Source organism: Flagellimonas olearia, assembly GCF_004150225.1.
GTDB classification, from domain to species: domain Bacteria; phylum Bacteroidota; class Bacteroidia; order Flavobacteriales; family Flavobacteriaceae; genus Flagellimonas; species Flagellimonas olearia.
Genome location: NZ_ML142907.1, coordinates 665,239 through 687,682, shown reverse-complemented (window position 1 = coordinate 687,682; position 22,444 = coordinate 665,239). Strand labels below are relative to the sequence as shown.

Below are 22,444 nucleotides of genomic sequence, written 5' to 3'. Positions count from 1 at the left end.
CAATTGTCATGACCATGTTTCAACGGTACACCAAGGAATTTAAATACAACCTTAAGCTTTCCTATCCCGTAATTTTAGGGATGTTGGGGCATACGTTTGTGGCCTTCGCGGACAACATTATGGTAGGGCAGTTGGGAACCGCTGAGCTGGCAGCCGTGTCATTGGGGAACAGTTTTGTGTTTATAGCCATGTCTTTGGGCATTGGTTTTTCAACAGCGATTACCCCTTTGGTGGCCGAGGCCGATGGAGCCAAAAATCAGGCTGATGGTAAAAGTGCCCTCAAACACGGATTAGTACTTTGTACCTTGTTGGGACTGTCCCTTTTTGGAATCATATTGCTCTGCAAACCCCTATTACATTCCATGAAACAACCCCCGGAAGTGGTGGAATTGGCCATACCTTATTTGGAGTTGGTGGCCTTCTCTTTGGTTCCCTTGGTCATGTTTCAGGCGTTTAAACAGTTCTCGGAAGGATTGTCCCAGACCAAATATCCCATGTACGCTACTATTTTGGCCAATGTGGTGAACATCTCCATCAATTATCTATTGATTTTTGGTTCGTTGGGCTTTCCAAAATTGGGGATTGTTGGAGCTGCCATTGGTACCTTGGCCTCACGATTTATCATGGTGGGATACATCTGGTTTCTGCTGAAAAGAAAAGAAAAGTTCCAGCCCTACGTGACCGGGTTCAATTTTAAGGTGATAGAGAAGAAGGTGATGAACAAGATCATCAGTCTTGGATTTCCTTCGGCCATGCAGATGTTCTTTGAGGTGGCCATATTTACCGCAGCCATTTGGTTGAGTGGGGTGTTGGGCAAAAATGCCCAAGCTGCTAATCAAATAGCATTGAACTTGAGTAGTATGACCTTTATGGTGGGAATGGGACTCAGTGTGGCGGCCATGGTCCGTGTGGGCAATCAAAAAGGACTGCAAAACTTTAAGGAACTCAAAAGAATTGCCGAATCCATTTTTTTCCTCACCCTATTGTTGGAAATTGTTTTTGCCGCTCTCTTTTTGATCGGGAGACATTGGTTCCCTACCATTTATTTGGATGTGGACGACCTTGTCAATCAAATGGATAATACCGAAGTGATCGTCATCGCAGCCAAGTTATTGTTGGTGGCCGCATTTTTTCAAATATCCGATGGATTGCAGGTGGTGGTCTTGGGTGCTCTTAGGGGACTTCAGGATGTAAAGGTCCCTACCTTGATTACCTTTGTGGCCTATTGGTTGATCGGATTTCCCGTTTGCTATTACTTGGGTCTGCATACCCATTTGAAAAGCACCGGGATTTGGATAGGATTGCTGTCCGGGCTTACAGCATCGGCGGTATTGTTGTATATTCGATTCATCTATTTGACCAAAAAATTGATACAGGACTGATTTGGTTTTTATAGGCCGAATTTTAAATTAAAATACTATGGAATTGCCCAAATTTCTTTTAGCGGATAACACCGATCATCCCGATGCGATATTTATCGTCCATACCGAGTATCCACGGTTTATCATCAACTTGGAAGATGATGAAGTGGAATGGATGGAGGAATTCTCCAAAGAGGATGAGGCAGAACTCGCCGACGAGGCGGAGGGCCTAATTGAGGCGGCCACGGCATTCTACGATCGCGAAGTTTCCCGATACGATGCGTAATGCTGGACCAACTGCTGCAATACGATAAAGACCTTTTTCTCTTCCTCAACGGATTGGGGACCCCCACTTGGGACGGTTTTTGGATGTTCATGACCAAGACTAGGAATTCATCCCCCCTGTATGTGTTGCTGCTTTATCTCTCCTATAAAAATTTTGGATGGAAAAAGACCGGCATCATTCTGGTGAGTGTGGCCTTGTTGATTACCTGCACGGACCAACTATCCAATTTTTTTAAATACGGTGTTGGCCGATTACGACCTTGCCACGATCCAGAGATCAGTGGAATCATGCGTTTGGTGAAAAGTTATTGCGGGGGGCAATTTGGTTATTTTTCCGCCCATGCCGCCAATTCTTTTGGGCCGGCCACTTTTTTCGCGGTCCTTTTCTGTGGGAAGGTGAGATATATGGGATTCATCCTTATGATATGGGCCTGTTTGGTGGCCTATAGCCGAATTTACATTGGGGTACATTTCCCCTTGGATGTGCTCACAGGGGCTCTTGTAGGTCTGTTGTTCGGATGGTTGTTTGCCAAGTTGGCTATATTTGCATTCCAAAAAATAGGGACATGATTTCAACGACCAGATACTGGTTTTTACTCACTCTGATAGTTCTGGTCTATATCGCTGGAATGTTCGTGACCCTTTTCGAGAACGATTCTGCACAGTTTGCCGTCATGGCCATGCGGATGGTGCAAGAAAATGATTTTTTGAGCCTCTTCAAGGGACCTGAAGAATATTTGGACAAGCCGCATATGCACTACTGGTTGGCGGCACTTTCCTATAAAATTTTTGGGATTCACGACTGGGCCTACAGAATCCCCGGGATTTTGGCGACCCTACTGGGGGCCTATAGCTGCCATGGTTTGGGAAAATTGCTATACAACAAGGATGTGGGTCGATTCGCCGCCCTTATTTTTATGACAGCCCAAACCATTGTATTGGCCAATATCGATGTGCGTACCGATGCAGTTTTGACCGGATTTACCATTTTTTCCATTTGGCAGTTGGTCACCTATATAGAGAAAAATACCCTTAAGGGTATCATGCTGGGTGCTTTTGGAGCCGGAATGGCTTTTTCAACCAAAGGCCAGATTGCCCTAGTGGTCATTGGGGTTTCGGTACTTTGCCATTTGGCCTATACCCGAAAATGGATGCGATTGCTCAACTGGAAAGTGTTGGTGGCTTTGGTGGTCTTTGGACTCACCATAACCCCCATGCTGTATGCCTATTACCACCAATTTGATCTGCACCCGGAAAAGGTCATTCGAGGCAAGGACCACCGTAGCGGTATCTTTTTTATTTTTTGGGAACAGAGTTTTGAACGGATGAGTGGCGAAGGCGTAGGCAAGAACAGCAGCGATTTCTTTTTCTTCTTCCATACTTTTTTATGGGTATTTCTGCCTTGGACCGTCTTGGCCTTGATAGCCTACTGGACAAAGCTCAAAACATTTTGGGAAACCAAGTTTGCCTACAAGCCACAATTGGAGTTCCTAACTTTTGGCAGCATCACCATTCTTTTCTTTCTGATCAGTTTTGCTCAGTTTAAGCTGCCGCATTACATGAACATACTCATGCCTTTGTATGCGGTGCTTTCAGCTGGGTATCTGTATCGAATCCATCATGAACAAAAGGAAAAGGTGGCTAAAGTATTGGTGATAGTACAGTATTTCATCTTGAGTTTTGTTTTTGTTTTTACCGTTTTGGTTTGCTTTTATGTGTTCAAACTGGAGCATTGGTACGGCTATTTGGTGTTGTTGGCAGCGCTTTCGGGTATTATCTACTATTGTTTGAAGCGAGAGGCACCTTACCTTAGGATTTTGACCATTTCGGTTTGTAGCTCACTCTTACTGAATGGATTGCTCAACACCCATTTTTATCCCCGCCTACTTCAATACCAAGGAGGTTCCACTATGGCAGGGAAAGTTGCGGAGAACAACATTCCTGTTGACAAAATCTATAAGATTACGGAAGGGCATACCTGGGCCTTGGATTTTTATAACAAGAAGCCCGTCAAGATTGTTTCCTTATCGGATTTGGCGGACAAGCATGACATTTGGGTCTATGCCACGGACAGTGAACTGGAAAAACTTCAGAATGATAACTACCATTGGCACGAGCAGATTACAGTGGACCAATTTCGGATTACCCGCCTTCAGATTAAATTCTTGAACCCCAACACCCGTCAGAAGAAATTGAATCGAATGCATTTGGTGCATTTGGATTAGGAAACGGTTTCCAATTCCGGCTTTTTAAAGTGGTAATACATTCCCATAAGGGAAACCAAGGCCGTAATCAGGAAAAAAGTAAAACTGATGCCAATGGAAGTACTGGCATTCAAACCTAACCACTCCGCACCATATAAAAAGGTGATCTCCCTACTTCCTATTCCACCAATGGTCAATGGAATCACCGATACAATGGAAGAAACCAGAAAGACAAAAAGGTATTCCACAATATCCAATCCAATGGACAACGATTTCAATATACACAATACGCAAACCAACTGGGTCAATTGCACCAGGGCCGAATAGCCCAAAGATTTCCAAAACACAGGAAATCCAGAAATGAAAAAGCGTTTGTTAATCCACCAAAACATAATAATACTGGTTGGAATGCCCAAAGCAACGAGTCCACTCAATCCATTAAAAAAAACATTGGACGATAGGAGCGCCAAGGTACAGGCATAGACAAACAACAGCAGCATGCCGCTCAACCGGTCTACCAACAGCACAGAGACCACTTTCTTTGTCCCAGGTTTGTATTCTTTCTGAACCACGTAGCCTTTGTAGGCATCCCCACCAATTCCACCGGGGAGAAACAGGTTATAGAACATGCCCAATAGATATAACTTTAAGTTGGCCAACTGGGTAATCTTTGCCCCAATCTGATGGAAGTAGAGCTGTAGCCTAAAAGCGGCCAATACTTTTGAAAGGATAAATAAAAGAATGGCCAAAACCAGATAGATGGGGTCGCTCTTTTTTAAAGTCTGCAGAACGTCCTTGAGGTCTATTTTGGTGAAAATAAAGTAAATCAATACCGCACTGATGATGAATTTCAGTGCCGTAATGAGTTTTTTACGCAGCTTTTCCGTCACCGATAGAGATTTTTTTGATGCGATAGGGTCGTTTCTGTTGGGATTCGTAATAGGTGCGGATCAATAGCTCCATCACAATACCAATGGTGAAGAGTTGAATGCCCCCTAAAATGAACATCATCCCAAAAATGAGCAAGGGTCTACTACCTATATCCTCACCAAAACCAAGCTTTACGATAAGCAGATATAGGTTGATGAAGATACCGAGGATGATCAGCAACACGCCAAAAATTCCAAAGAGGTGAATGGGCCGTTGAAAATATTTTCGGATAAAGAGCAGCAACATCATATCGGCCACAACCTTGAATACACGTTCCAACCCATATTTGGAAACTCCGGCATGGCGGGCATGGTGCTTTACGGGAACTTGCTTTATCTGGGCGCCTTCCAAATGTGCCAAAAGTGTGATAAAACGGTGCATTTCACCATATAGGTTGAGTCCTTTGGCAATATCCTTGGTGAAGACTTTTAGGGCGCAGCCATTGTCTTTAATATCGAGTTTGGTTACCCTCCGAACTAAGAAATTGGCAATTTTGGAAGGAATCTTTTTAATGAGGGAATCCTTTCTTTTCTGACGGATGCCCGTGACCACGTCGTACTCCCCACTTACGGCATATGTCAACATTTGGGGAATGTCGGAAGGGTCATTTTGAAGGTCCCCATCCATGGTGATGATGTATTCCCCTTCGGCATAGTCAATACCGGCGGCCAAGGCCAAACTTTGTCCGTAGTTCTTTTTCAACTCGATCAAGTGGACTTTGGAGTCATCCATTTCTTTGACCTTTATACGGGTCTTGTCCGTTGAAAAATCGTCCACATAGACAATTTGGTAGTTATATCCTTCAAGACTCTCATGAATCTTTTGGGTGAGAAGAACTACATTGTCCTCTTCATTGTACAACGGGACTACTATGGATAAAAGGGAATCGGTGACAGTGTTCATTCGTTTTGAAATCTGTGCAAATTTATTGCTTTTATTTAAAGTTCCTTGGTAATATCTTCCAATAGGACCTTTGCGGCATAAAAGGGGGAGATTTTATTCTCGTCAATGGCCTTCAGCATTTTTTTCTGGGCCTTGTTGAACGATTCTTTTTGATGAAAAAATTGTTTGATCAGCTCATCAACGGTTTGAAGGAACCAATTTCGGTTCTGCAGCTGTCGATTTTTGATAAAATGGCCATTTTTCCGATTCTGTCCCACAAAATCTTCAATCATGTTCCATATCTCCTGAATACCTTTATTCTCGGTAGCAGAGCATTTAAAAACCTTCGGAACCCATCCATTGGCTTTGGGTGGATAGAGGTGGAGGGCCCTTGAAAATTCAGTGGCAGCCAGTTTGGCCCGCTCCAAATTATCGCCATCGGCCTTGTTGATGGCAATGGCATCCGCCATTTCCATGATGCCCCGTTTAATGCCCTGCAGTTCATCACCCGCTCCGGATAGTTTCAAGAGCAAAAAGAAATCCACCATGCTGTGTACCGCAATTTCACTTTGTCCCACACCAACGGTTTCCACCAAAATAACATCGTATCCAGCTGCTTCGCACAAGATGATACTTTCCCGGGTCTTTTGGGCCACTCCACCCAAAGAACTGCCTGAAGGGGAGGGCCTGATAAAGGCATTGGGGTCCTTGGAAAGGGATTGCATTCGGGTCTTGTCCCCAAGAATGCTGCCTTTGCTCAAGGAACTTGTAGGGTCTACCGCCAAAACGGCCACCTTTTTTCCTTTTGAGGTCAATAAGGTGCCCAAAGCTTCAATGAATGAACTTTTTCCTACCCCCGGAACACCGGTAATTCCCAGACGGATGCTGGAATTCGGTCGGGTGAGGCACTTTTCTATAACAGTGTTGGCCTTTTCAAAATGCACGGGATTGGTACTCTCCAGCAAGGTAATTGCTTTGGCCAATAGCGCTTTGTTTCCTTCAAAGATGCCTTGGGTCAAGGTGTCCGTGGAAATTTCCTGTTTCCGTAGTTCCTGGATTTTGGAAATGGTGCCGGGAGTTGTATTTTTTTTGTGGGCCAAGATGTTTTGTAATGGAGTCGGACCACTAAGGTATAAAGTTTTTGCGGGTTATCCCGTATTGGGTTTGATTGTGGCAACTGCTTCCGAATAGGCAGAATCCATACTATTTCACACAAATTTAATAACTGTAATTAGGGACATCCGTCTACAAATGTTACCTTCTCATATAAATATGGAAATGGGCATTGCCCCATCCATTTTAGGAACTTAATAAACTTTTTACAGATGAAAACTATTTTTGAGAGTAAGGCTACCAACACAGGGGGACGGTCAGGGCATGTGCAGAGTGAGGACGGTGTGATCGATTTTGATATCAGCATGCCCAATTCCAAGGGAAAACCCAATGCGGCATCCACCAATCCGGAGGAGCTTTTCGCTGCGGCATATTCCACTTGCTTTGCAGGGGCTTTGGAGGCTGTGGCCAAGGAGCACCATATTGAGGATTTGGGCGATTATAGTGTTACCGCTACCATCGAGTTCAATAAGGAAGAAGATGGTTTTTATTTGGAAGCCACCTTGGATTCCTATCTTCCAACCGTGGATAAGCAAATGGGGGAGACCTTGATCAATGCAGCCCATGAGATTTGCCCGTACAGCAAGGCCACACGGGACAATATTACCGTACACTTGAACCTTCTTATGGACGAGTAAGAGTTGAATTTATACACATTGAAAGGAATCCCGTTGAGCGCTCAACGGGATTTTTTTGTTAAAAAACCGCCAAAAGAAGGCTATTTTGCAACGTTACTTTTTTTCCATCGTCCTTACAGAGAACAACAAATTAACCAAACATAAAACCGACCGTGTTTCAAATTGATCTGGTTGAAAGATGCAAGGCCAACGACCGCAAGGCCCAGATAAAACTGTACCGCCAGTATTGCAATGGCATGTACGGGGTGGCCATGCGCTTCCTGAAGAATCCGGATGATGCGGAGGATGTGCTCCAGGAATCCTTTATCAAGGCATTTGAACGGATAGATCAATTTAAGGGTGAGGTAACGTTCGGAGCTTGGTTAAAGCGGATAGTGGTGAACGGGAGCATAGACTTTTTAAAGTCGAAACACCAAAGGACTGTTGAGTTGAACGAGAATTACATGCAGGTAGCGGAAGAGGATGATTGGAAGGTGGATGATGGAATTTCCATGGAAGAGGTAAAAAAGGCCATTGAGGAGCTGCCTCCCAAATACCAGTACGTGGTGCAGCTCTATTTGGTAGAAGGATATGATCATGGAGAGATTGCCGAAATATTGGATATCTCGGATTCGGCATCAAGGACCCGATTGCTTCGGGGAAAGGCACAATTAAAAGAAACTTTAAAAAATATGGCTTATGGCACAGGATCTTAAGGAAATGTTCGCCAAAGAGCGGGAAAGGGCACACAGCATGAAAGAAGGGCATGAGGCCCGGTTTCTGTCCAAATTGGAGAAAGAGCTTCCAACTTCTCCCCAAAGGAAATCCATTCAGTTGTTCTGGATGCGGGTGGCGGCTTCGGTAGTGGTTGCCTTGGGGATTGCCGTTTTCTTTTTGTCAAGGGAACAAGAGGTGCTCCCTGTCAAGAACCCCGTGGTGGAAAACGAGACCAAGACCCAACAACCCTTTTCTTTGGGCGACCTGTCCCCAGATTTGAAGAAAGTAGAGAGTTATTACCTCACCAATATCAATCTCGAACTTTCGGATCTGGAATTCGATTCGGAGAATAAGGAGGTGCTGGACAGCTATATGGGGCGTTTGGCCGAACTGGATGCCGAATACAGATTATTGAACAAGGAGCTTAACGAAATGGGTCCCAATGACCAGACCATTGGTGCCTTGGTGAAAAATCTTCAATTGCGGTTGCAGTTGTTGCAGCGATTAAAATCAAAGTTAAATCAATTAAAATCATCAAAAAATGAACAGGAATCATCAAATATGGTTTAGTCTGATGCTCTTTGTGATGGCGGGTACCGCCATCCGGGCACAGGAGAAATCGAAAACGTACAAGGAGACCTTCAATGTGGATAAGGAGGCCGTCATCAACCTCAATACCAGTTATGCGGACATTGAGTTTGAAACCTGGGACAAGGACCAGGTGGAAGTCACCGCCGTGGTTGAACTGGAAGGAGCCACGGACGAGGAGGCGTCATCGTATTTTGAGAAGGATCTGATCAAGATCATGGGCAACAGTAAAGAAATTGAAGTGCATACCCAAGGGAATAGCTTTGGTCCCATGGCATACGATTTCAACAATTTTAACTTTGTTGTTCCCGATGTACCCTCCGTGGAACATATCTTGGCTGAGGTTGAAATTCCCGAGATACCGGAAATTCCCGAGATAGTGGTCATTCCAGAACTGCCTCCAATGCCCCCGATGCCTTTTATGGAGTTTGATTATGATGCCTATAAAAAGGATGGGGACAAATATTTGAAGGAGTGGAAAAAGGACTTTGACAAGAATTTCGACAAGGAATACAAGAAACGCTTTGAGGAGTGGAGCGATCAATTGAAGGATCGGGCCAAGGAAAGGGAGGAAATGCGAAAGCAGATGCAAGAGGACCGTAAGCAGCTTATGAAAGATCGTGAACAGCTCCGTGTGGAGATTAGACAGGAAGTAAAGGCCCAGCGGGAGGAGATGAGAAACCAACGGGAAGAAATAAGACGCGAGAATGAAAGGGTAATGCGCATCCATAACGATGGTCCCAATGTGTTTTATTTTTCTTCAAAAGATGGTGAACACAAGGAGTATAAGGTAAAAAAAAGCATCAAGATCAAAATGCCCAAATACATCAAACTTAAAATGGATGTTCGGCATGGAGAGGTAAAATTGGCCGCAAATACCAAAAATATCAACGCAAGCTTGTCCTACGCAAGCTTGCTTGCCTCTACCATTGATGGTCATAAGACCAGCATCAAGGCTTCCTATTCGCCCATTGTGGTGCAGCAATGGAACTATGGCCAACTGCAAACGGATTTTGCTGAGAATGTAAACTTGAACGAGGTCAAGGAGCTGCAACTGAACTCCGTATCGTCCAATGTGATCATTGGGCGTTTGAAAGGAAAGGCCTTGGTGAACAGTACCCTGGGAGCACTTAGTATTGATGCCGTATCTGACAGTTTCACGAACCTGGATGTTTCGGTAGAGAACGCAGAGGTTGAATTTAAAATGCCTTCAGTACCATTTGCGATTTATGTGAACGGGACCGCTTCGGAATTTACGTACCCCAAAACCATGGTGTTGGAAACCTCAAAAAACCATAATGCGCAAATACACAAGGGGTATTATATCAGCAAATCGGATGATAAATCCATCACCATCAATTCAAGGTACAGTGATGTTGTCTTAAAGCAATAAGAACCTACTTTCCTCTCTAGGCCGTAAGGAACCACTCAACTCTTCTACCTGTCAGCATTTCCTTTTTAGGCCATCTCTTACTTCTTTATCAAAGGCACCACTTAATGGGCGTCTTCCTTTAAATAGGATTTAAATTTTGCCTTGAACCGATTCAATCGGGGAATGGACACTTGTTGTACATATGGATTATTGGGATGATTTTTCTCGTAGTCCTGATGGTAATCCTCGGCCCTATAGAATTTATCAAATGCCTTTACTTCGGTAACTATGGGTTTTCCAAATACATTTGCCGCCTCCAGCTTGGCAATGTAGTCCTCAATGATTTTTTTCTCGGTGTCATTTTTATAGAACGCAATGGACCGATATTGTGCGCCTCGGTCAGGTCCTTGTCGATTTAGGGTAGTTGGGTCATGTGATCCGAAGAAAACCTGGACCAATTCAGTAAAGGATACCACATTGGGATCATAAAATACCTCAACGGCTTCGGCATGTTTGGTAAGCCCTCGGCCGACTTGCTCGTAGGTAGGGTTCTTTTTCTTACCACCCGAATATCCGGAATAGACTTCTTTGACCCCTTTTACACTTTCAAAAATAGCTTCCACACACCAAAAGCATCCGCTGGCAAAATAGGCGGTCTCATAGTTTTGAAGTTCCTCTGAAAAAAGCCCTAATAGTTCAAAACTCTCTTTTTGTTCTTTTTGAGTGGGTTCTTGCTTGTTGGATTTGGTCTTGGACTGGCAGCTTGTGGAAACCAAAAGAAGCAAAACCAAAAAAGGAATCTTTACGATTTTCATGGTGTTTTTTTTTGCTTAGTAGGGATAAGATAGCAACTATTACGACGAGGTGTGTTAAAAAGTGTTAATTGGAGATTTTTGAACATTCTCCTGTGACTCTTTCACATTCGTGTCGGAAGTCATTTTTGTAGGTTTTTTACCACTCCGGATTACATTTCTGTATTTCTTTTCCTACAAATAATCCCTTTGTTTACAAGGGCTTATAGAGATTCGGCCTTTGAAATGATCGATGAAATGCACACCCGTTCGGTGTGCTGTTTTTTGACCCAAAAACGTTCATCGACGATAAAAAACACTTTGTCCAAGAAAAGTTTTTACACCGAAAAAAAAGGGGGGTTTGGCGACGGAAATCTGCTTCAGGTGCCATGTGAGGGTAGCTTTACTTCGTAATAAAAACCCAAATCATGAAAACAATTTTAACCATCATCGCAGTAATTTTCATCGGAACAGTAGCTATGGCCCAAGACACTTCCAAAGAAGTAAAAGTTGATACCGTTGCTGTAGGAGTTGAATTGAACATCGATATTCAAAAGCAAACTAAAGGTGAAACTGAAGTAGCTAGATTGTACAAGTTCAAAAATTCAAGGGTTAAAAAAGAGCTTTCTTTCAAAACTAAAAAGGACAGGGCTAAATTGGCTTAATCATGATCATGGGTATTATTATTCCATTTACACTGTTTTTAAGCGTTGCTTTTGTGATTGCTTCAATAGTCTTTTCTTTTCGAAAAAAAATGTTCCAATAAAAAAGCAGGACGTCAGTAGTTGATACCGCTATCCTGCCAATACTAAATTTTTAATCCCAAAATCGTTTATGGACGCTATTTTGATCCCGGTTGTTTTAGGTTGTAGTTCAATTTTTCTTTTGCTTGCAGTACTTGTTTCTTTACGTCCCGTAAAAGTGCCTTCGCGTCGTAGACGATACCGTCCTTAACCGTATAGGTAACCCCACCCACACGAACCACTTCGTTATTCTCGGTAAGTTTAATGGCCCCGGTGCCATAGAGTACCTTGAAATTTCGTAAGGGATTTTCTGAGAGGATTACAAAATCGGCCATCTTGCCCACATCCACAGTGCCTATTTTATCCGCAGCACCCAAAGCTTCGGCGCCGTTCAGCGTGGCTGATCGAATGATTTCCAAAGGATGGAACCCGGTTTCACGGAGCAATTCCATTTCCCGGATATAAGCAAATCCGTACAGCTGGAATATAAACCCGGAATCCGATCCCGTGGCCACACGACCACCTCGGTTCTTATATTCATTGATGAAGGTCATCCAGAGCTTGTAGTTGCGTTTCCACGCCACCTCCTGTTCAGTACCCCAATCGTGCCAATAGGAACCATGGGAGATCATACTGGGTTGATAGAACTCCCAAAGGGAGGGCAAGGTGTAGTCCTCATGCCATTCGGCCCTTCTTGCCCGATGCAAGTCCCTGCTGGCTTCATAGATATTGAAGGTGGGTACCAACGTAAAATCCAAGCTGATAAGTTCATCCATGACCTTGTTCCAATGCTCGGAATACGGTTTGGCAGCCTGTTCCCATAATTTCCCCGCTTCTTCAAAGCGATGCTGCTCATTCTGGTAGTTATAGTCCAACGGATAATCCTGTACGGTTCTATCTTCAAATAGCGCTTCTGGGAGGCCATACCAATGCTCCATGGTGGTTAAACCGGCGCGGGCAGAATTGAGGACGTTCCAACGGGCCACGTCGGTCTGGGCATGGTGGCATGCGGACCGCAACCCTAATTTTTTGTTTTCATCCAAAGCAGCGGTCATGATTTCCGGCGGAGCACCAAAGAACTTGATGCCATCCGCTCCCCGTTCTGCATTGGCACGTACCCATTTCCTTGCTTGCTCAGGGGTACTTATGGCAGAACCGTTCAAGGGGTTGAAATCCCCACCTTGCTGACCAAAACCGGTATAAGCGTAAATACGTGGAGCGATGATTTGGTTCTTTTCACTTTTCCGTTTGAGGTCGAGCGTCCAGTCCACACCCCGGCCACTGGGTTCCCTTATGGTGGTGATACCGTGCGCCATCCAAAGTTTGAACACATAATCGGAGTCTGCACCTTGGGCCTCGCCACCAATATGGCCATGCATATCTATAAATCCGGGAAGGAGGTACATGCCGGAACAATCCAACTCCTTGCCCCCGGGTTTTAGCTTGGGTCTTTTGGAAGCATCAATCTTTACCCCGGGATAGCCTACTACCTGAATGTTCACGATTTTATTGTTCTCCACAACAATGTCTATAGGACCTCTTGGCGGTGAACCGTTGCCATTGATCAAGGTTACCCCTCTGATAATAAGTTGCGAAAATGGTCCTTCACTCATACTCTCTTGACCTGTAGCCAAAAGAAATTGGAGTGATAGTACAAGGAAAAGTATTTTTTTCATGATATCTGGTGTTGGTTATTCTGGAACTTCAATTTTATCGCCCAAAAACAATGCGTTGAGGAACAGACGGTTGGTGCCATACCATGATCCCCTGAAATTGGGGTTGTCCGCAAACAATACGACACGACCACTACCTACCTCACTAACTAATAAAGAGGCCGAAGGTTTTAGGTTTTCTTCCATATTCTTGGCCGTGATAAAGCCATCCACATGTGGATTCTTGGAATATTTCCCTACGGTGGCGTAGGCATTTTTACTTGGCGCCAACCAAACGGAATTGTTCTTGTAGACCGGAATGGTAGTGTCCCGATATCCAAAAGCCAAGGGGTGGGTCACATCAATGTCGACTTTAAAAATCGCACCGCCCACACTTTCCTTGCCGATGTTCTCGGGAGCATCCACATAAGGTTTGCGTTCCACGGTAGCCGTAGAGTCTTTCTCCTTTTTGGTCAGTTTTTCTGTTACCAACTTCTTGTCAATGGCCCATTCGGAGGCTGTCCCTATCGTAATAAGCGTATTGCCCTTGCTTACCCAATCCTTGATCTTGTTGAATTGGCTTTCCGAAAAATGGTATGAGCCGGAGACCATCACCAGTGTATTGTACTTGTCCAAATCCAATCCGCCAAAATTCCGCATGGGAACCTTGGTGATGGGCATATGTACACGCGTGTCCAACAGGTGCCAGACCTCACCGGCTTCGTAGGAGCGGGTACCCTGTCCAATAAGCATTACGGCTTTGGGCTTGGTTATGGGGGAAATGTACCTACTACCCAAATCAACCCCTTGTACACTATAGCCCGAAGGGATGGAATAGGTGGGGACCTGAAATTTTTGTTGTGCCTCTTGGACCAATTGATACACGCTATCTGCATCTTTCTTTTGCTGTAGGCTAACGGGCACCACCAAGGCCCCATAGTTGAACCTTTTGTTCCCAACTGTGGTTTTTACTGTGAAGGGCTTAAAGGCAGAGGACAGTACCAATCCTTTGGATTGTAAATAGTTGAGGGCCGCTACGGCATTGTAATCATCATAATCAATGATATAGGCATACTCCGACCTTTGTACGGCCTGAGTGTTCACCAGATTCTCGGTGGAGGTGACTTTTTCACCCAAGTTCAAATTGTTGACCGGACTGTATTTCATGTTGTAGAAATTGGCCAATGACCAAGCGGAAGCATCATAATAGACACTGTCCCGGTATTTGTCATAGGTCTCGAACATGGTCTGTACCATTCTGTACTGGGGCTGCCGTGTAGGGACCACAAATCGGTTTCCGGATTTATAGACATCAATTTTATGCAACAACAACTTGTCCACAAACGCTTTTACCCGGTTGGCATCGTAATCATCCCCGAAGGTATACCCTTGGATTCTGCTTTTGGAGGCATTGGTAAGCCCACTTTTGAAGAAATCTTGTTGGTATTTGCGCAACATGGCCTTGTTTTCAACCGCAGCCTTGACCGTGGTGATGCTTGACGTATATTGGTTTCTGATGGTAAAAGGAAAGGTGATTTCCCCAAAATCGGTAGTTTGTTTATGCCCCCTTGAGCTGGCCTGTTCAAACAATATTCCCAAACCGCCTTGAAGATCGGGGTAGGAGGAACCGTAACCGGGATATGTGCCATCAAAGACTTCTTTGGTAAAGTAAAAAGAACCGATACTATCCAATGCTTTGGAGAAATAGTCTCCAAACAGATTGTTGAGGTCCTCGTAATTTTCCTTGGGCATAATGGGGTTTAGGGAACCGTTGGTCTTCATCGGTTCAAAGAAATAGGTGCTCTGACTGCCCATTTCATGAAAGTCGGTGACTACATTGGGGTACCAATCATGATACCAGTTGAGTTTGCCCCGGCTTTCCGGGTTGATGGCCAATAACCAATCCCGGTTCAGGTCGAACCAATAATGGTTGGTCCTTCCCATGGGCCAGTATTCGTTGTGTTCGGCATCTGCAGGGTCGGCCACCAATGGGTTGCCTTGGTACATATTGGCCCATTGGGTATGCCTGTCCCTTCCGTCTGGATTAATGGTGGGATCAATGAAGATGACTCCTTTGTCCAGATAGTTCAATATTTCGGGATGGTTGGAGGCGGCCAAGGTATAGGCAGTCAGTAAAGCGGCCTCGGAGCTTGAAGGTTCATTACCGTGGACATTATACGCCAAATTGATAAAAATGGGTAGTTCGTCATAGTTGGTCGGGGTTTGGGAAGGGTCAGTAAATTGAAGGTGTTTTTGCTTCAATTGCTCCAGATTGTTGAGGTTTTGGGGTGATGTAATGGTCAGGATGACCAATTTCCGTCCCTCGTGAGTCTGTCCATATTGGTGGATACTGGCCCTGTCCGAAACCTCGGAAAGCTTCGTTAAATAGGCCACGATAAGGTCATGACGGGTATGCCGGTCCCCAATGCCATATCCCAAAAATTCTTCTGGCGAAGGTACTTCAGGATTGAAGGGATGGAATTTCTTAAAAAAATAATCTTGGGCGGAGATTGAAAAGGTGATACAGGCAAGGAATATGCCTAGGAGTAGTTTTTTAGACATGCGATGAAGATTAATGATAATCTTCTAAAGATAAAAAAACCGTTTAATCAACCGAGTTGAATTCCTCTATAATTTCCTCAAACTCTATACGATAGTAGGTTCCTTTCTTGTCATAATCCCGGCTAATGGTACCGCGGAGCTGGCGTGTGAGGTTGTAAATAAGCTTTAATCCCAAGGAGTTTGATGTCCTTGGATTGATATCCTCTGAATACCCAATACCGTTGTCTCCCAAGTACATTTCGTAACGATCATTGGGAAGCTTGTGCAGGGACACATGGATTTCGCCATCATGTCCTTCGGTAATACCATACTTAAGGGCATTGGTGATGGTTTCGTTGATAATGAGCCCAAGGGGAATGATGGTATCGATACTCAGTTTGTTATCATCAATGTCCAGATTTACCTTGACATTGTTGGAAGTCCCTTTTACAGAACGTACGAGGTAATCGCATAGCTCCTGTACATAGGGCTTAAGTTCAATTTTTGAAAGATAATCGTCCCGCTTGTAGAGCATCTCATGCACCATGGCCATGGAAACCACCCTGTTCTGACTGCTTTTGATGATGTTGCTGATCTTATCATCAGCTATGGCCCGGGATTGCAGGCTCAAAAGACTGGATACGGTCTGTAGATTGTTCTTTACCCTATGATGGACTTCCTTAAGCAGGATTTCTTTTTCTTCAATGCGTTCTTGGATCTCATTTCGAGATTTGTACAACTTATGGTGTGCCCTAAGTAGATTTTTTCCAAAGACCCCACCTAAAAGATATACTGCAAAGACAGCACTTAAAAAGGCAAACCAGTCCCTGGCTTCCAAAGGAATGGTGTTTTCGGTGACCTTAAAGTTGCCTACATCATATAAGAACAAAATGGCCAGAACCGAAAGGTTGATGATCAGATAAAGTTGCCCAAACACTTTGGTGGTGACATAGCCTGCAAAGACCACAATGGCCAAAACAAAAACAAACGGACTTTGTATTCCTCCACTATAAATGGTCACCATAGTGGCCCCGATCATGGCCAAGATGGAGGTGAGGTTATAGGTAAGGATAAGGTTTCCGTGCTTTTTATACAGAACCGTATTTAACAAGTTCAAGAAGGCAAAACCAAAACAGGCATAAGGAATCATGCCTTGGATATCCAAAAAGAAGAGGCATATTATCCCGAGGATAAACGCGAACACCGAAGAACTATAATTAACTTTAAGTATCAAATCAATCTTATCTTGTAAACGATATCTGTCCTTAATAGGAATCTTCATATGCTACGCTTGATGTTTTCCTCTACTACGCTAAAGGTTGATTCATTGAAGTAGTAAAAGTAGCTCGTTACGGGGTGTTTGTGGTGTAAATCTAAATATGTTTTTTGATATAATCAAAAGCGGCAGCGTAAATCGCTGCCGCTTTTAAAACTTTATGTAGGAAGGAATCAGTCCTCTACCAGTACCCACTCGCCCTTATCGATAAGGGGTTCGGCTTGTTTGTACTTACAGGTTTTGCTTTCCCCGGACATCACATTTTTTATCGTGACCTTGTCGTTCCTGCCAATTTTTGGTTTTTCACGAGTTATGGTCTCGGTCACAGATGGTCTTTGCCTTTGGGTTTGTCCCGCGGCCCTGTTCTGTGCGGCCAATTCATCGCTATTCGGGATTTCTTCTTTAGAAGTCTGAAGATTTTCCTTGGGCCTGCGAACATTTCGTGCCTCTTGGATTTGATTGGTGTTCTCTGAAGGCAATTCTCCTTTGAACAAGAATGAAATCACCTCTTTGTTCACTTTATCGATCATTTCCTTGAAGAGTTCAAACGCCTCGAACTTGTAGATCAATAAAGGATCTTTCTGTTCGTGTACGGCCAACTGTACCGATTGTTTCAACTCATCCATTTTGCGCAAATGCGTTTTCCACGAATCATCAATGATGGCCAAGGAGATGTTTTTCTCAAAATCAGTGATCAACTGCTTGCCATCCGTGGTATAAGCCTTTTCAAGGTTGGTGACCACGTTCAAGCTTTTGATGCCATCCGTAAAGGGAACCACGATACGTTCAAACTTGTTGGACTGGTCCTCGTAAACCTTTTTAATGACTTGGAATGCTGCACTGGCACTACGTTCCATTTTCTGTTGGTAGAAATCGTAGGCACCTTTATAAATGGTATTGGCAATTTCTTGGAAGCTCAACTTTTTAAACTCCTCTTCACCAATAGGAGAGGTAATGGAAAAGTACTTGATCAATTCAAACTCGAAGTTTTTGTAATCATCGGCCATTTTATTGGTTTCCGCGATGACCTCACAAGTGTCATAGATCATATTGGCAATGTCCACTTTAAGGCGTTCCCCTTGCAGGGCATGCCTTCTTCTCTTGTAGACCACCTCTCTTTGGGCATTCATGACATCGTCATATTCCAACAGACGTTTACGGATGCCAAAGTTGTTCTCCTCTACTTTTTTCTGGGCACGTTCAATGGATTTGGTCATCATGGAATGTTGGATCACCTCACCTTCTTCCAAGCCCATACGGTCCATCATCTTGGCCACCCGGTCCGAGCCGAACAAACGCATGAGGTTGTCTTCCAAGGAAACATAAAATTGGGAACTTCCTGGGTCTCCTTGTCGTCCTGAACGACCACGTAACTGTCTGTCAACGCGTCTGGAATCGTGACGCTCTGTACCAATAATGGCCAAACCTCCGGCTTCTTTTACGGTGGGGGTCAATTTAATATCGGTACCCCTACCCGCCATGTTGGTGGCAATGGTGACCACGCCTGCATTTCCTGCTTCGGCTACAATGTCAGCCTCTTTCTTGTGGAGTTTGGCATTCAATACGTTGTGTGGAACCTTACGAACGCTCAAGAGTTTGGAGAGCAATTCGGATATTTCCACGGATGTGGTACCAATAAGTACAGGTCTTCCCGCTGAGGAAAGGGTGGTTACCTCTTCAATGATGGCGTTGTATTTTTCACGTTTGGTCTTGTAGATCAAATCATGACGGTCGTCACGCGCAATGGGACGGTTGGTTGGGATTTCCATCACATCCAACTTATAGATTTCCCAAAACTCACCTGCCTCGGTAACGGCTGTACCGGTCATCCCGGCCAGCTTGTTGTACATTCTAAAATAGTTCTGAAGGGTAATGGTGGCAAAGGTCTGTGTCATGGCCTCAATCTTCACGCTTTCCTTGGCCTCAATAGCTTGATGGAGCCCATCGGAGTAGCGTCTACCGTCCATGATACGTCCAGTTTGCTCATCCACGATCATTACCTTGTTGTCCATGACCACGTATTCCACATCTTTTTCAAAAAGCGTGTAGGCTTTCAATAGCTGTGTCATGGTATGGATACGCTCGCTCTTCACGGCAAAGTCCTTGAAAAGCTCTTCCTTGAGTTCCGCTTCTTGCTCAATCTCAAGTTCCTGCCCCTCAATTTTGGCAATTTCGCTACCGATATCGGGCATTACAAAGAAATCTTTGTCCTGATCTCCGGAGATGTAATCCACCCCTTTATCGGTAAGCTCAATCTGATTGTTCTTTTCATCAATGACGAACAACAGCTCGGCATCCACTTTGGGCATTTCCCGGTTGTTGTCCTGCATGTAGAAGTTCTCGGTCTTCTGTAGCAGTTGTTTCACGCCTTCCTCACTCAAAAACTTGATAAGTGCCTTGTTCTTGGGAAGTCCGCGGTGTACACGAAGCAATAGGAATCCACCTTCCTTGGTGTCGCCAGCGGCGATAAGTTTTTTGGCTTCTGCCAAAACACCTGTCAGATACTGGCGTTGTTTCTGGACAATGTCCGAAACCTTTGGTTTCAATTCATTGAATTCGTGACGGTCACCTTCGGGCACGGGACCTGAAATGATCAAAGGGGTCCGCGCATCATCGATCAATACGGAATCCACCTCATCCACAATGGCGTAATGGTGGGGACGCTGTACCAAGTCTCCCGGGGTATGCGCCATATTGTCGCGCAGGTAGTCAAAACCAAACTCGTTATTGGTACCGTAGGTGATATCGGCATTGTAGGCGGCCCGTCTTCCATCGGAATTGGGCTGGTGCTTGTCTATACAATCCACGGATAGGCCATGGAATTCAAAAATGGGCGCCATCCAGGCACTGTCCCTTTTGGCCAAGTAATCGTTAACGGTGACCAAGTGCGCCCCTTTACCGGCCAAGGCGTTTAGGTAGAGTGGGAGGGTGGCCACGAGAGTTTTTCCTTCCCCCGTCTGCATCTCGGCAATTTTTCCTTCGTGCAGTGCAATACCCCCAATCAACTGTACATCATAATGTACCATGTCCCAAGTGACTTCCTTGCCGGCGGCATCCCATGAATTGTTCCAAATGGCGCTGTCACCTTCCAAGGTAACATAGTCTTTATCACCGGAAAGAGCGCGGTCAAATTCCGAAGCGGTTACCGTAAGCGTTTCATTGTTGGCAAAACGCTTGGCAGTTTCCTTTACCACGGCAAAAGCCTCTGGAAGGATGTCACTCAATGTTTTTTCTGAAATCTTATAGGCTTCTTCGTTGAGTTTGTCTATTTCAGCATAGATTTCCTCGTTGCGATCAATATCGGTGGAGTTTTGGACTTCTTCCTGTAAAGCCGAAATTTTTTCATTCACCTCTTTACAGTCTTCTGCGATCTGGGCTTTAAAGGCAGCGGTCTTTTGTCTAAGTTCGTCGTGGGACAGTCCTTCCAGTTGTTGCTCAAAGGATCTTATTTCTTTGACCAAAGGTTGTAGGGACTTGACATCTTTCTCTGATTTATCACCCACAAAAACCTTCAATACGGAATTGATAAAACTCATGAATTGTTTTTTTGTTTGAGTGGCAAAAGCTGTTCCATTGATGGGATTATGTTGGAAATCTTTTGCTAGGCTGCCAAAATTACATAAAAAAAAGCCTCAAATGAGACTTTTTAACGTGCTTTGTGTATTCAGAGGTCAATACTCATCCTCATTCCAGAGGTAGTCCTCTTCCGTAGGATAATCGGGCCAGATTTCCTCGATGGACTCATATATCTCGCCGCCCTCTTCTTCCATGGATTGAAGGTTTTCAACAACCTCCAACGGTGCTCCGGTACGGATTGCGTAATCTATCAGTTCGTCTTTGGTGGCTGGCCAAGGCGCATCACTTAAATATGAAGCTAGTTCTAATGTCCAGTACATAGTAACGGTTTGATTTTAAATTTTTTGCAAAAATAATTTTTAAACCCAATTTGTCAAGTAAAAACAACATTATTTAAAAATTATTTTGGAGTTGGCAAAACTCTAACGTTAAAAAAACGAATTTATTGGTCCAACTTCTCCGGGATCCACTTGACTTCATCGGCTTTAACATCTTTGGACAACTTCCGTGCCAAGACAAACAGATAATCCGACAAGCGGTTGATATAGGAAAGCAGGGTTTCGGGAAGGGGTTCGTTTTCATTCAAATATGAAATCATACGTTCTGCCCTTCGGCAAACCGTTCTGGCAATATGACAGTATGACACGGTTGGGTGTCCTCCCGGCAAGATAAAATGTGTCATCTGGGGAAGATTTTCGTTCATGGTGTCCATTTCCCTTTCCAACAATGCAATATCATCGGCATTGATGCGTGGAATTTTAAGGCGACTGTCCTTTTTGGGCTCTGTGGCCAGAATAGACCCGACGGTAAACAGCTTTTCTTGGATATGGGTGATCGTTTTTTTGGAATGGGAATCCATTTCTTGATCGCGGAGCAGTCCCAAGAATGCGTTGAGTTCGTCAATGGTGCCGTAGCTCTCTATGCGGATATGGTGCTTGGGAACTCTGGTGCCAGTAAATAAGGCGGTAGTACCTTGGTCCCCGGTTTTGGTGTATATTTTCATTTTTACAATTATCAATGTTCAATAAACAATGAACAGTTGTATGGATGACTAAAATGTATTTTTGCTAATTGCTAATTGCTAATTGCTAATTGCTAATTGCTAATTGCTAATTGCTAATTGCTAATTGTCTCGCTCATGTTGCCGTTTACCTTCCATGAACTTGCGGGACCTTCTGCGTTTGGCACCCCTTTTGTTTCGGAATACGATAATCAAATAAATGAGTCCCAATACGGCCAGAACGTACCAAATGGTGTTATCTGTTGCTGCATTTTCCATACCTAAAATTACTTCTTTATATCCGAATGGTGAAATGTTCCTTGACCTGTTCTTTTCGAACAAATAGGACGCCACAATGAAATAGGTCCATACTTACGGTAATATTTGACGATTCAATAAGGTCTTTCCATTCGTGTTCGTTTTCCGGGTCTTCATGGATGGCGTCTATCAAGACCATACTGTCGTTGTGCAACTTTCCGCTGGATAGAAGTCTGTCAAGACCATAAGCGTCCAAATGCCTCGTGAACAATAGGTCTACTGTGTTCTCGCTGGGGCGGATATCTGGGTATTGCTCCTTGACCAATTCCTCAAAGTCTGGATTTTCGTTGATGTATAGGGTTTTGATATTGAAATAACCAATGCTTTTCAGCAATACATCAGCGGTTTTATCTTGATTGAACTTTTGTTTGCTGTACAGGCATTGCGTTACATAGCCGAATACGAAAGGAGAGTGGACCCCATGCTCGTTCTTGGATTTGAATAGGAATTTTAGGAAAGAAAAAAGCTTGAACCACAT

21 protein-coding genes are annotated in these 22,444 nt (G+C 44.3%); 9 read left to right on the top strand and 12 right to left on the bottom strand.

The genetic code is table 11. From position 1 onward, the window contains the following. Nucleotides 1-14: 14 nt before the first annotated feature. The 4 genes from DN53_RS03100 to DN53_RS03085 are packed head-to-tail and all read left to right on the top strand — an operon-like array spanning nucleotide 15 to nucleotide 3,871. On the top strand, nucleotides 15-1,382 hold the full coding sequence (locus DN53_RS03100) for an MATE family efflux transporter (RefSeq protein WP_129652943.1): 1,368 nt from the start codon (nucleotides 15-17) through the stop codon (nucleotides 1,380-1,382). A gap of 37 nt (nucleotides 1,383-1,419) precedes the next feature. Beyond that, a complete protein-coding gene (locus tag DN53_RS03095) occupies nucleotides 1,420-1,647 on the top strand; it encodes a hypothetical protein (RefSeq protein ID WP_129652942.1) in 228 nt (75 codons plus the stop codon). Next, nucleotides 1,647-2,216: a phosphatase PAP2 family protein gene (locus DN53_RS03090; protein WP_129652941.1), complete on the top strand. Its 570-nt coding sequence runs from the start codon at nucleotides 1,647-1,649 to the stop codon at nucleotides 2,214-2,216. The genes DN53_RS03095 and DN53_RS03090 overlap by 1 nt, the downstream gene beginning before the upstream one ends. Further along, a complete protein-coding gene (locus tag DN53_RS03085) occupies nucleotides 2,213-3,871 on the top strand; it encodes an ArnT family glycosyltransferase (RefSeq protein ID WP_129652940.1) in 1,659 nt (552 codons plus the stop codon). The genes DN53_RS03090 and DN53_RS03085 overlap by 4 nt, the downstream gene beginning before the upstream one ends. Here DN53_RS03085 and DN53_RS03080 read toward each other — a convergent pair. From DN53_RS03080 to meaB, 3 genes are read right to left on the bottom strand one after another with little or no spacing between them, the layout of a single operon-like run. Beyond that, nucleotides 3,868-4,740: a lysylphosphatidylglycerol synthase transmembrane domain-containing protein gene (locus tag DN53_RS03080; RefSeq protein WP_129652939.1), complete on the bottom strand. Its 873-nt coding sequence runs from the start codon at nucleotides 4,738-4,740 to the stop codon at nucleotides 3,868-3,870. The two genes, DN53_RS03085 and DN53_RS03080, sit on opposite strands and share 4 nt — an antisense overlap. After that, nucleotides 4,721-5,683: a glycosyltransferase family 2 protein gene (locus DN53_RS03075; RefSeq protein ID WP_129652938.1), complete on the bottom strand. Its 963-nt coding sequence runs from the start codon at nucleotides 5,681-5,683 to the stop codon at nucleotides 4,721-4,723. The genes DN53_RS03080 and DN53_RS03075 overlap by 20 nt, the downstream gene beginning before the upstream one ends. 35 nt (nucleotides 5,684-5,718) lie before the next feature. Continuing rightward, on the bottom strand, nucleotides 5,719-6,762 hold the full coding sequence (meaB, locus tag DN53_RS03070) for a methylmalonyl Co-A mutase-associated GTPase MeaB (RefSeq protein WP_129652937.1): 1,044 nt from the start codon (nucleotides 6,760-6,762) through the stop codon (nucleotides 5,719-5,721). A 225-nt stretch (nucleotides 6,763-6,987) separates the two neighbouring features. Between meaB and DN53_RS03065 the strand changes: the two genes are divergently transcribed. The 4 genes from DN53_RS03065 (at nucleotide 6,988) to DN53_RS03050 (ending at nucleotide 10,090) form a co-directional block, all read left to right on the top strand. Further along, nucleotides 6,988-7,413 (top strand): Ohr family peroxiredoxin, encoded by a 426-nt coding sequence (locus DN53_RS03065; protein WP_129652936.1) that lies wholly within the window; start codon nucleotides 6,988-6,990, stop codon nucleotides 7,411-7,413. Nucleotides 7,414-7,565: 152 nt separating this feature from the next. Next, nucleotides 7,566-8,108, top strand: a complete 543-nt coding sequence (locus DN53_RS03060) for an RNA polymerase sigma factor (RefSeq protein ID WP_129652935.1) — start codon at nucleotides 7,566-7,568, stop codon at nucleotides 8,106-8,108. Then, nucleotides 8,092-8,679: a hypothetical protein gene (locus DN53_RS03055; RefSeq protein WP_129652934.1), complete on the top strand. Its 588-nt coding sequence runs from the start codon at nucleotides 8,092-8,094 to the stop codon at nucleotides 8,677-8,679. Before DN53_RS03060 ends, DN53_RS03055 begins: the two co-directional genes overlap by 17 nt. After that, nucleotides 8,651-10,090: a hypothetical protein gene (locus DN53_RS03050; protein WP_129652933.1), complete on the top strand. Its 1,440-nt coding sequence runs from the start codon at nucleotides 8,651-8,653 to the stop codon at nucleotides 10,088-10,090. The genes DN53_RS03055 and DN53_RS03050 overlap by 29 nt, the downstream gene beginning before the upstream one ends. Before the next feature lie 101 nt (nucleotides 10,091-10,191). Here DN53_RS03050 and msrA read toward each other — a convergent pair whose 3' ends face one another. Further along, nucleotides 10,192-10,884 carry a peptide-methionine (S)-S-oxide reductase MsrA gene (gene msrA / locus DN53_RS03045; protein ID WP_129652932.1) on the bottom strand — a complete coding sequence of 231 codons (693 nt, stop codon included), beginning with the start codon at nucleotides 10,882-10,884 and terminating at the stop codon, nucleotides 10,192-10,194. A gap of 404 nt (nucleotides 10,885-11,288) precedes the next feature. On the opposite strand from msrA, the gene DN53_RS03040 reads away from it, so the two are divergent. After that, complete coding sequence (locus DN53_RS03040; protein WP_129652931.1) at nucleotides 11,289-11,525, top strand: hypothetical protein; 237 nt, start codon at nucleotides 11,289-11,291, stop codon at nucleotides 11,523-11,525. Nucleotides 11,526-11,701: 176 nt separating this feature from the next. Here DN53_RS03040 and DN53_RS03035 read toward each other — a convergent pair whose 3' ends face one another. The 8 genes from DN53_RS03035 to DN53_RS03005 form a co-directional block, all read right to left on the bottom strand. Continuing rightward, on the bottom strand, nucleotides 11,702-13,279 hold the full coding sequence (locus tag DN53_RS03035; RefSeq protein WP_129652930.1) for an amidohydrolase family protein: 1,578 nt from the start codon (nucleotides 13,277-13,279) through the stop codon (nucleotides 11,702-11,704). A gap of 15 nt (nucleotides 13,280-13,294) precedes the next feature. Next, a complete protein-coding gene (locus DN53_RS03030) occupies nucleotides 13,295-15,817 on the bottom strand; it encodes a M14 metallopeptidase family protein (RefSeq protein WP_129652929.1) in 2,523 nt (840 codons plus the stop codon). 43 nt (nucleotides 15,818-15,860) lie between these two features. Then, nucleotides 15,861-17,078 carry a sensor histidine kinase gene (locus DN53_RS03025; protein WP_129652928.1) on the bottom strand — a complete coding sequence of 406 codons (1,218 nt, stop codon included), beginning with the start codon at nucleotides 17,076-17,078 and terminating at the stop codon, nucleotides 15,861-15,863. Between the two features lie 167 nt (nucleotides 17,079-17,245). Beyond that, nucleotides 17,246-20,608: a preprotein translocase subunit SecA gene (secA, locus tag DN53_RS03020; protein ID WP_129652927.1), complete on the bottom strand. Its 3,363-nt coding sequence runs from the start codon at nucleotides 20,606-20,608 to the stop codon at nucleotides 17,246-17,248. A gap of 135 nt (nucleotides 20,609-20,743) precedes the next feature. Then, nucleotides 20,744-20,968 carry a DUF2795 domain-containing protein gene (locus DN53_RS03015; RefSeq protein WP_013551418.1) on the bottom strand — a complete coding sequence of 75 codons (225 nt, stop codon included), beginning with the start codon at nucleotides 20,966-20,968 and terminating at the stop codon, nucleotides 20,744-20,746. A gap of 122 nt (nucleotides 20,969-21,090) precedes the next feature. After that, nucleotides 21,091-21,651, bottom strand: coding sequence for a cob(I)yrinic acid a,c-diamide adenosyltransferase (locus DN53_RS03010; RefSeq protein ID WP_129652926.1), 561 nt, complete (start codon nucleotides 21,649-21,651; stop codon nucleotides 21,091-21,093). Between the two features lie 120 nt (nucleotides 21,652-21,771). Next, nucleotides 21,772-21,927 (bottom strand): DUF3810 domain-containing protein, encoded by a 156-nt coding sequence (locus tag DN53_RS17855; RefSeq protein WP_165357245.1) that lies wholly within the window; start codon nucleotides 21,925-21,927, stop codon nucleotides 21,772-21,774. 16 nt (nucleotides 21,928-21,943) lie between these two features. Next, on the bottom strand, nucleotides 21,944-22,444 hold the full coding sequence (locus DN53_RS03005; protein ID WP_129652925.1) for a hypothetical protein: 501 nt from the start codon (nucleotides 22,442-22,444) through the stop codon (nucleotides 21,944-21,946).

What these genes read in the sequence shown, in the direction of transcription:
- DN53_RS03085 (WP_129652940.1), top strand. Translation starts at nt 2,213, where the DNA reads ATGATTTCAACGACCAGATACTGGTTTTTACTCACTCTGATAGTTCTG.
- DN53_RS03025 (WP_129652928.1), bottom strand. Translation starts at nt 17,078, where the DNA reads ATGAAGATTCCTATTAAGGACAGATATCGTTTACAAGATAAGATTGAT.
- DN53_RS03040 (WP_129652931.1), top strand. Translation starts at nt 11,289, where the DNA reads ATGAAAACAATTTTAACCATCATCGCAGTAATTTTCATCGGAACAGTA.
- DN53_RS03100 (WP_129652943.1), top strand. Translation starts at nt 15, where the DNA reads ATGTTTCAACGGTACACCAAGGAATTTAAATACAACCTTAAGCTTTCC.
- DN53_RS03005 (WP_129652925.1), bottom strand. Translation starts at nt 22,444, where the DNA reads ATGTGGTTCAAGCTTTTTTCTTTCCTAAAATTCCTATTCAAATCCAAG.
- DN53_RS03010 (WP_129652926.1), bottom strand. Translation starts at nt 21,651, where the DNA reads ATGAAAATATACACCAAAACCGGGGACCAAGGTACTACCGCCTTATTT.
- msrA (WP_129652932.1), bottom strand. Translation starts at nt 10,884, where the DNA reads ATGAAAATCGTAAAGATTCCTTTTTTGGTTTTGCTTCTTTTGGTTTCC.
- DN53_RS03015 (WP_013551418.1), bottom strand. Translation starts at nt 20,968, where the DNA reads ATGTACTGGACATTAGAACTAGCTTCATATTTAAGTGATGCGCCTTGG.
- DN53_RS03055 (WP_129652934.1), top strand. Translation starts at nt 8,092, where the DNA reads ATGGCACAGGATCTTAAGGAAATGTTCGCCAAAGAGCGGGAAAGGGCA.
- DN53_RS17855 (WP_165357245.1), bottom strand. Translation starts at nt 21,927, where the DNA reads ATGGAAAATGCAGCAACAGATAACACCATTTGGTACGTTCTGGCCGTA.
- DN53_RS03090 (WP_129652941.1), top strand. Translation starts at nt 1,647, where the DNA reads ATGCTGGACCAACTGCTGCAATACGATAAAGACCTTTTTCTCTTCCTC.
- secA (WP_129652927.1), bottom strand. Translation starts at nt 20,608, where the DNA reads ATGAGTTTTATCAATTCCGTATTGAAGGTTTTTGTGGGTGATAAATCA.
- DN53_RS03095 (WP_129652942.1), top strand. Translation starts at nt 1,420, where the DNA reads ATGGAATTGCCCAAATTTCTTTTAGCGGATAACACCGATCATCCCGAT.
- DN53_RS03065 (WP_129652936.1), top strand. Translation starts at nt 6,988, where the DNA reads ATGAAAACTATTTTTGAGAGTAAGGCTACCAACACAGGGGGACGGTCA.
- DN53_RS03075 (WP_129652938.1), bottom strand. Translation starts at nt 5,683, where the DNA reads ATGAACACTGTCACCGATTCCCTTTTATCCATAGTAGTCCCGTTGTAC.
- DN53_RS03050 (WP_129652933.1), top strand. Translation starts at nt 8,651, where the DNA reads ATGAACAGGAATCATCAAATATGGTTTAGTCTGATGCTCTTTGTGATG.
- DN53_RS03035 (WP_129652930.1), bottom strand. Translation starts at nt 13,279, where the DNA reads ATGAAAAAAATACTTTTCCTTGTACTATCACTCCAATTTCTTTTGGCT.
- DN53_RS03030 (WP_129652929.1), bottom strand. Translation starts at nt 15,817, where the DNA reads ATGTCTAAAAAACTACTCCTAGGCATATTCCTTGCCTGTATCACCTTT.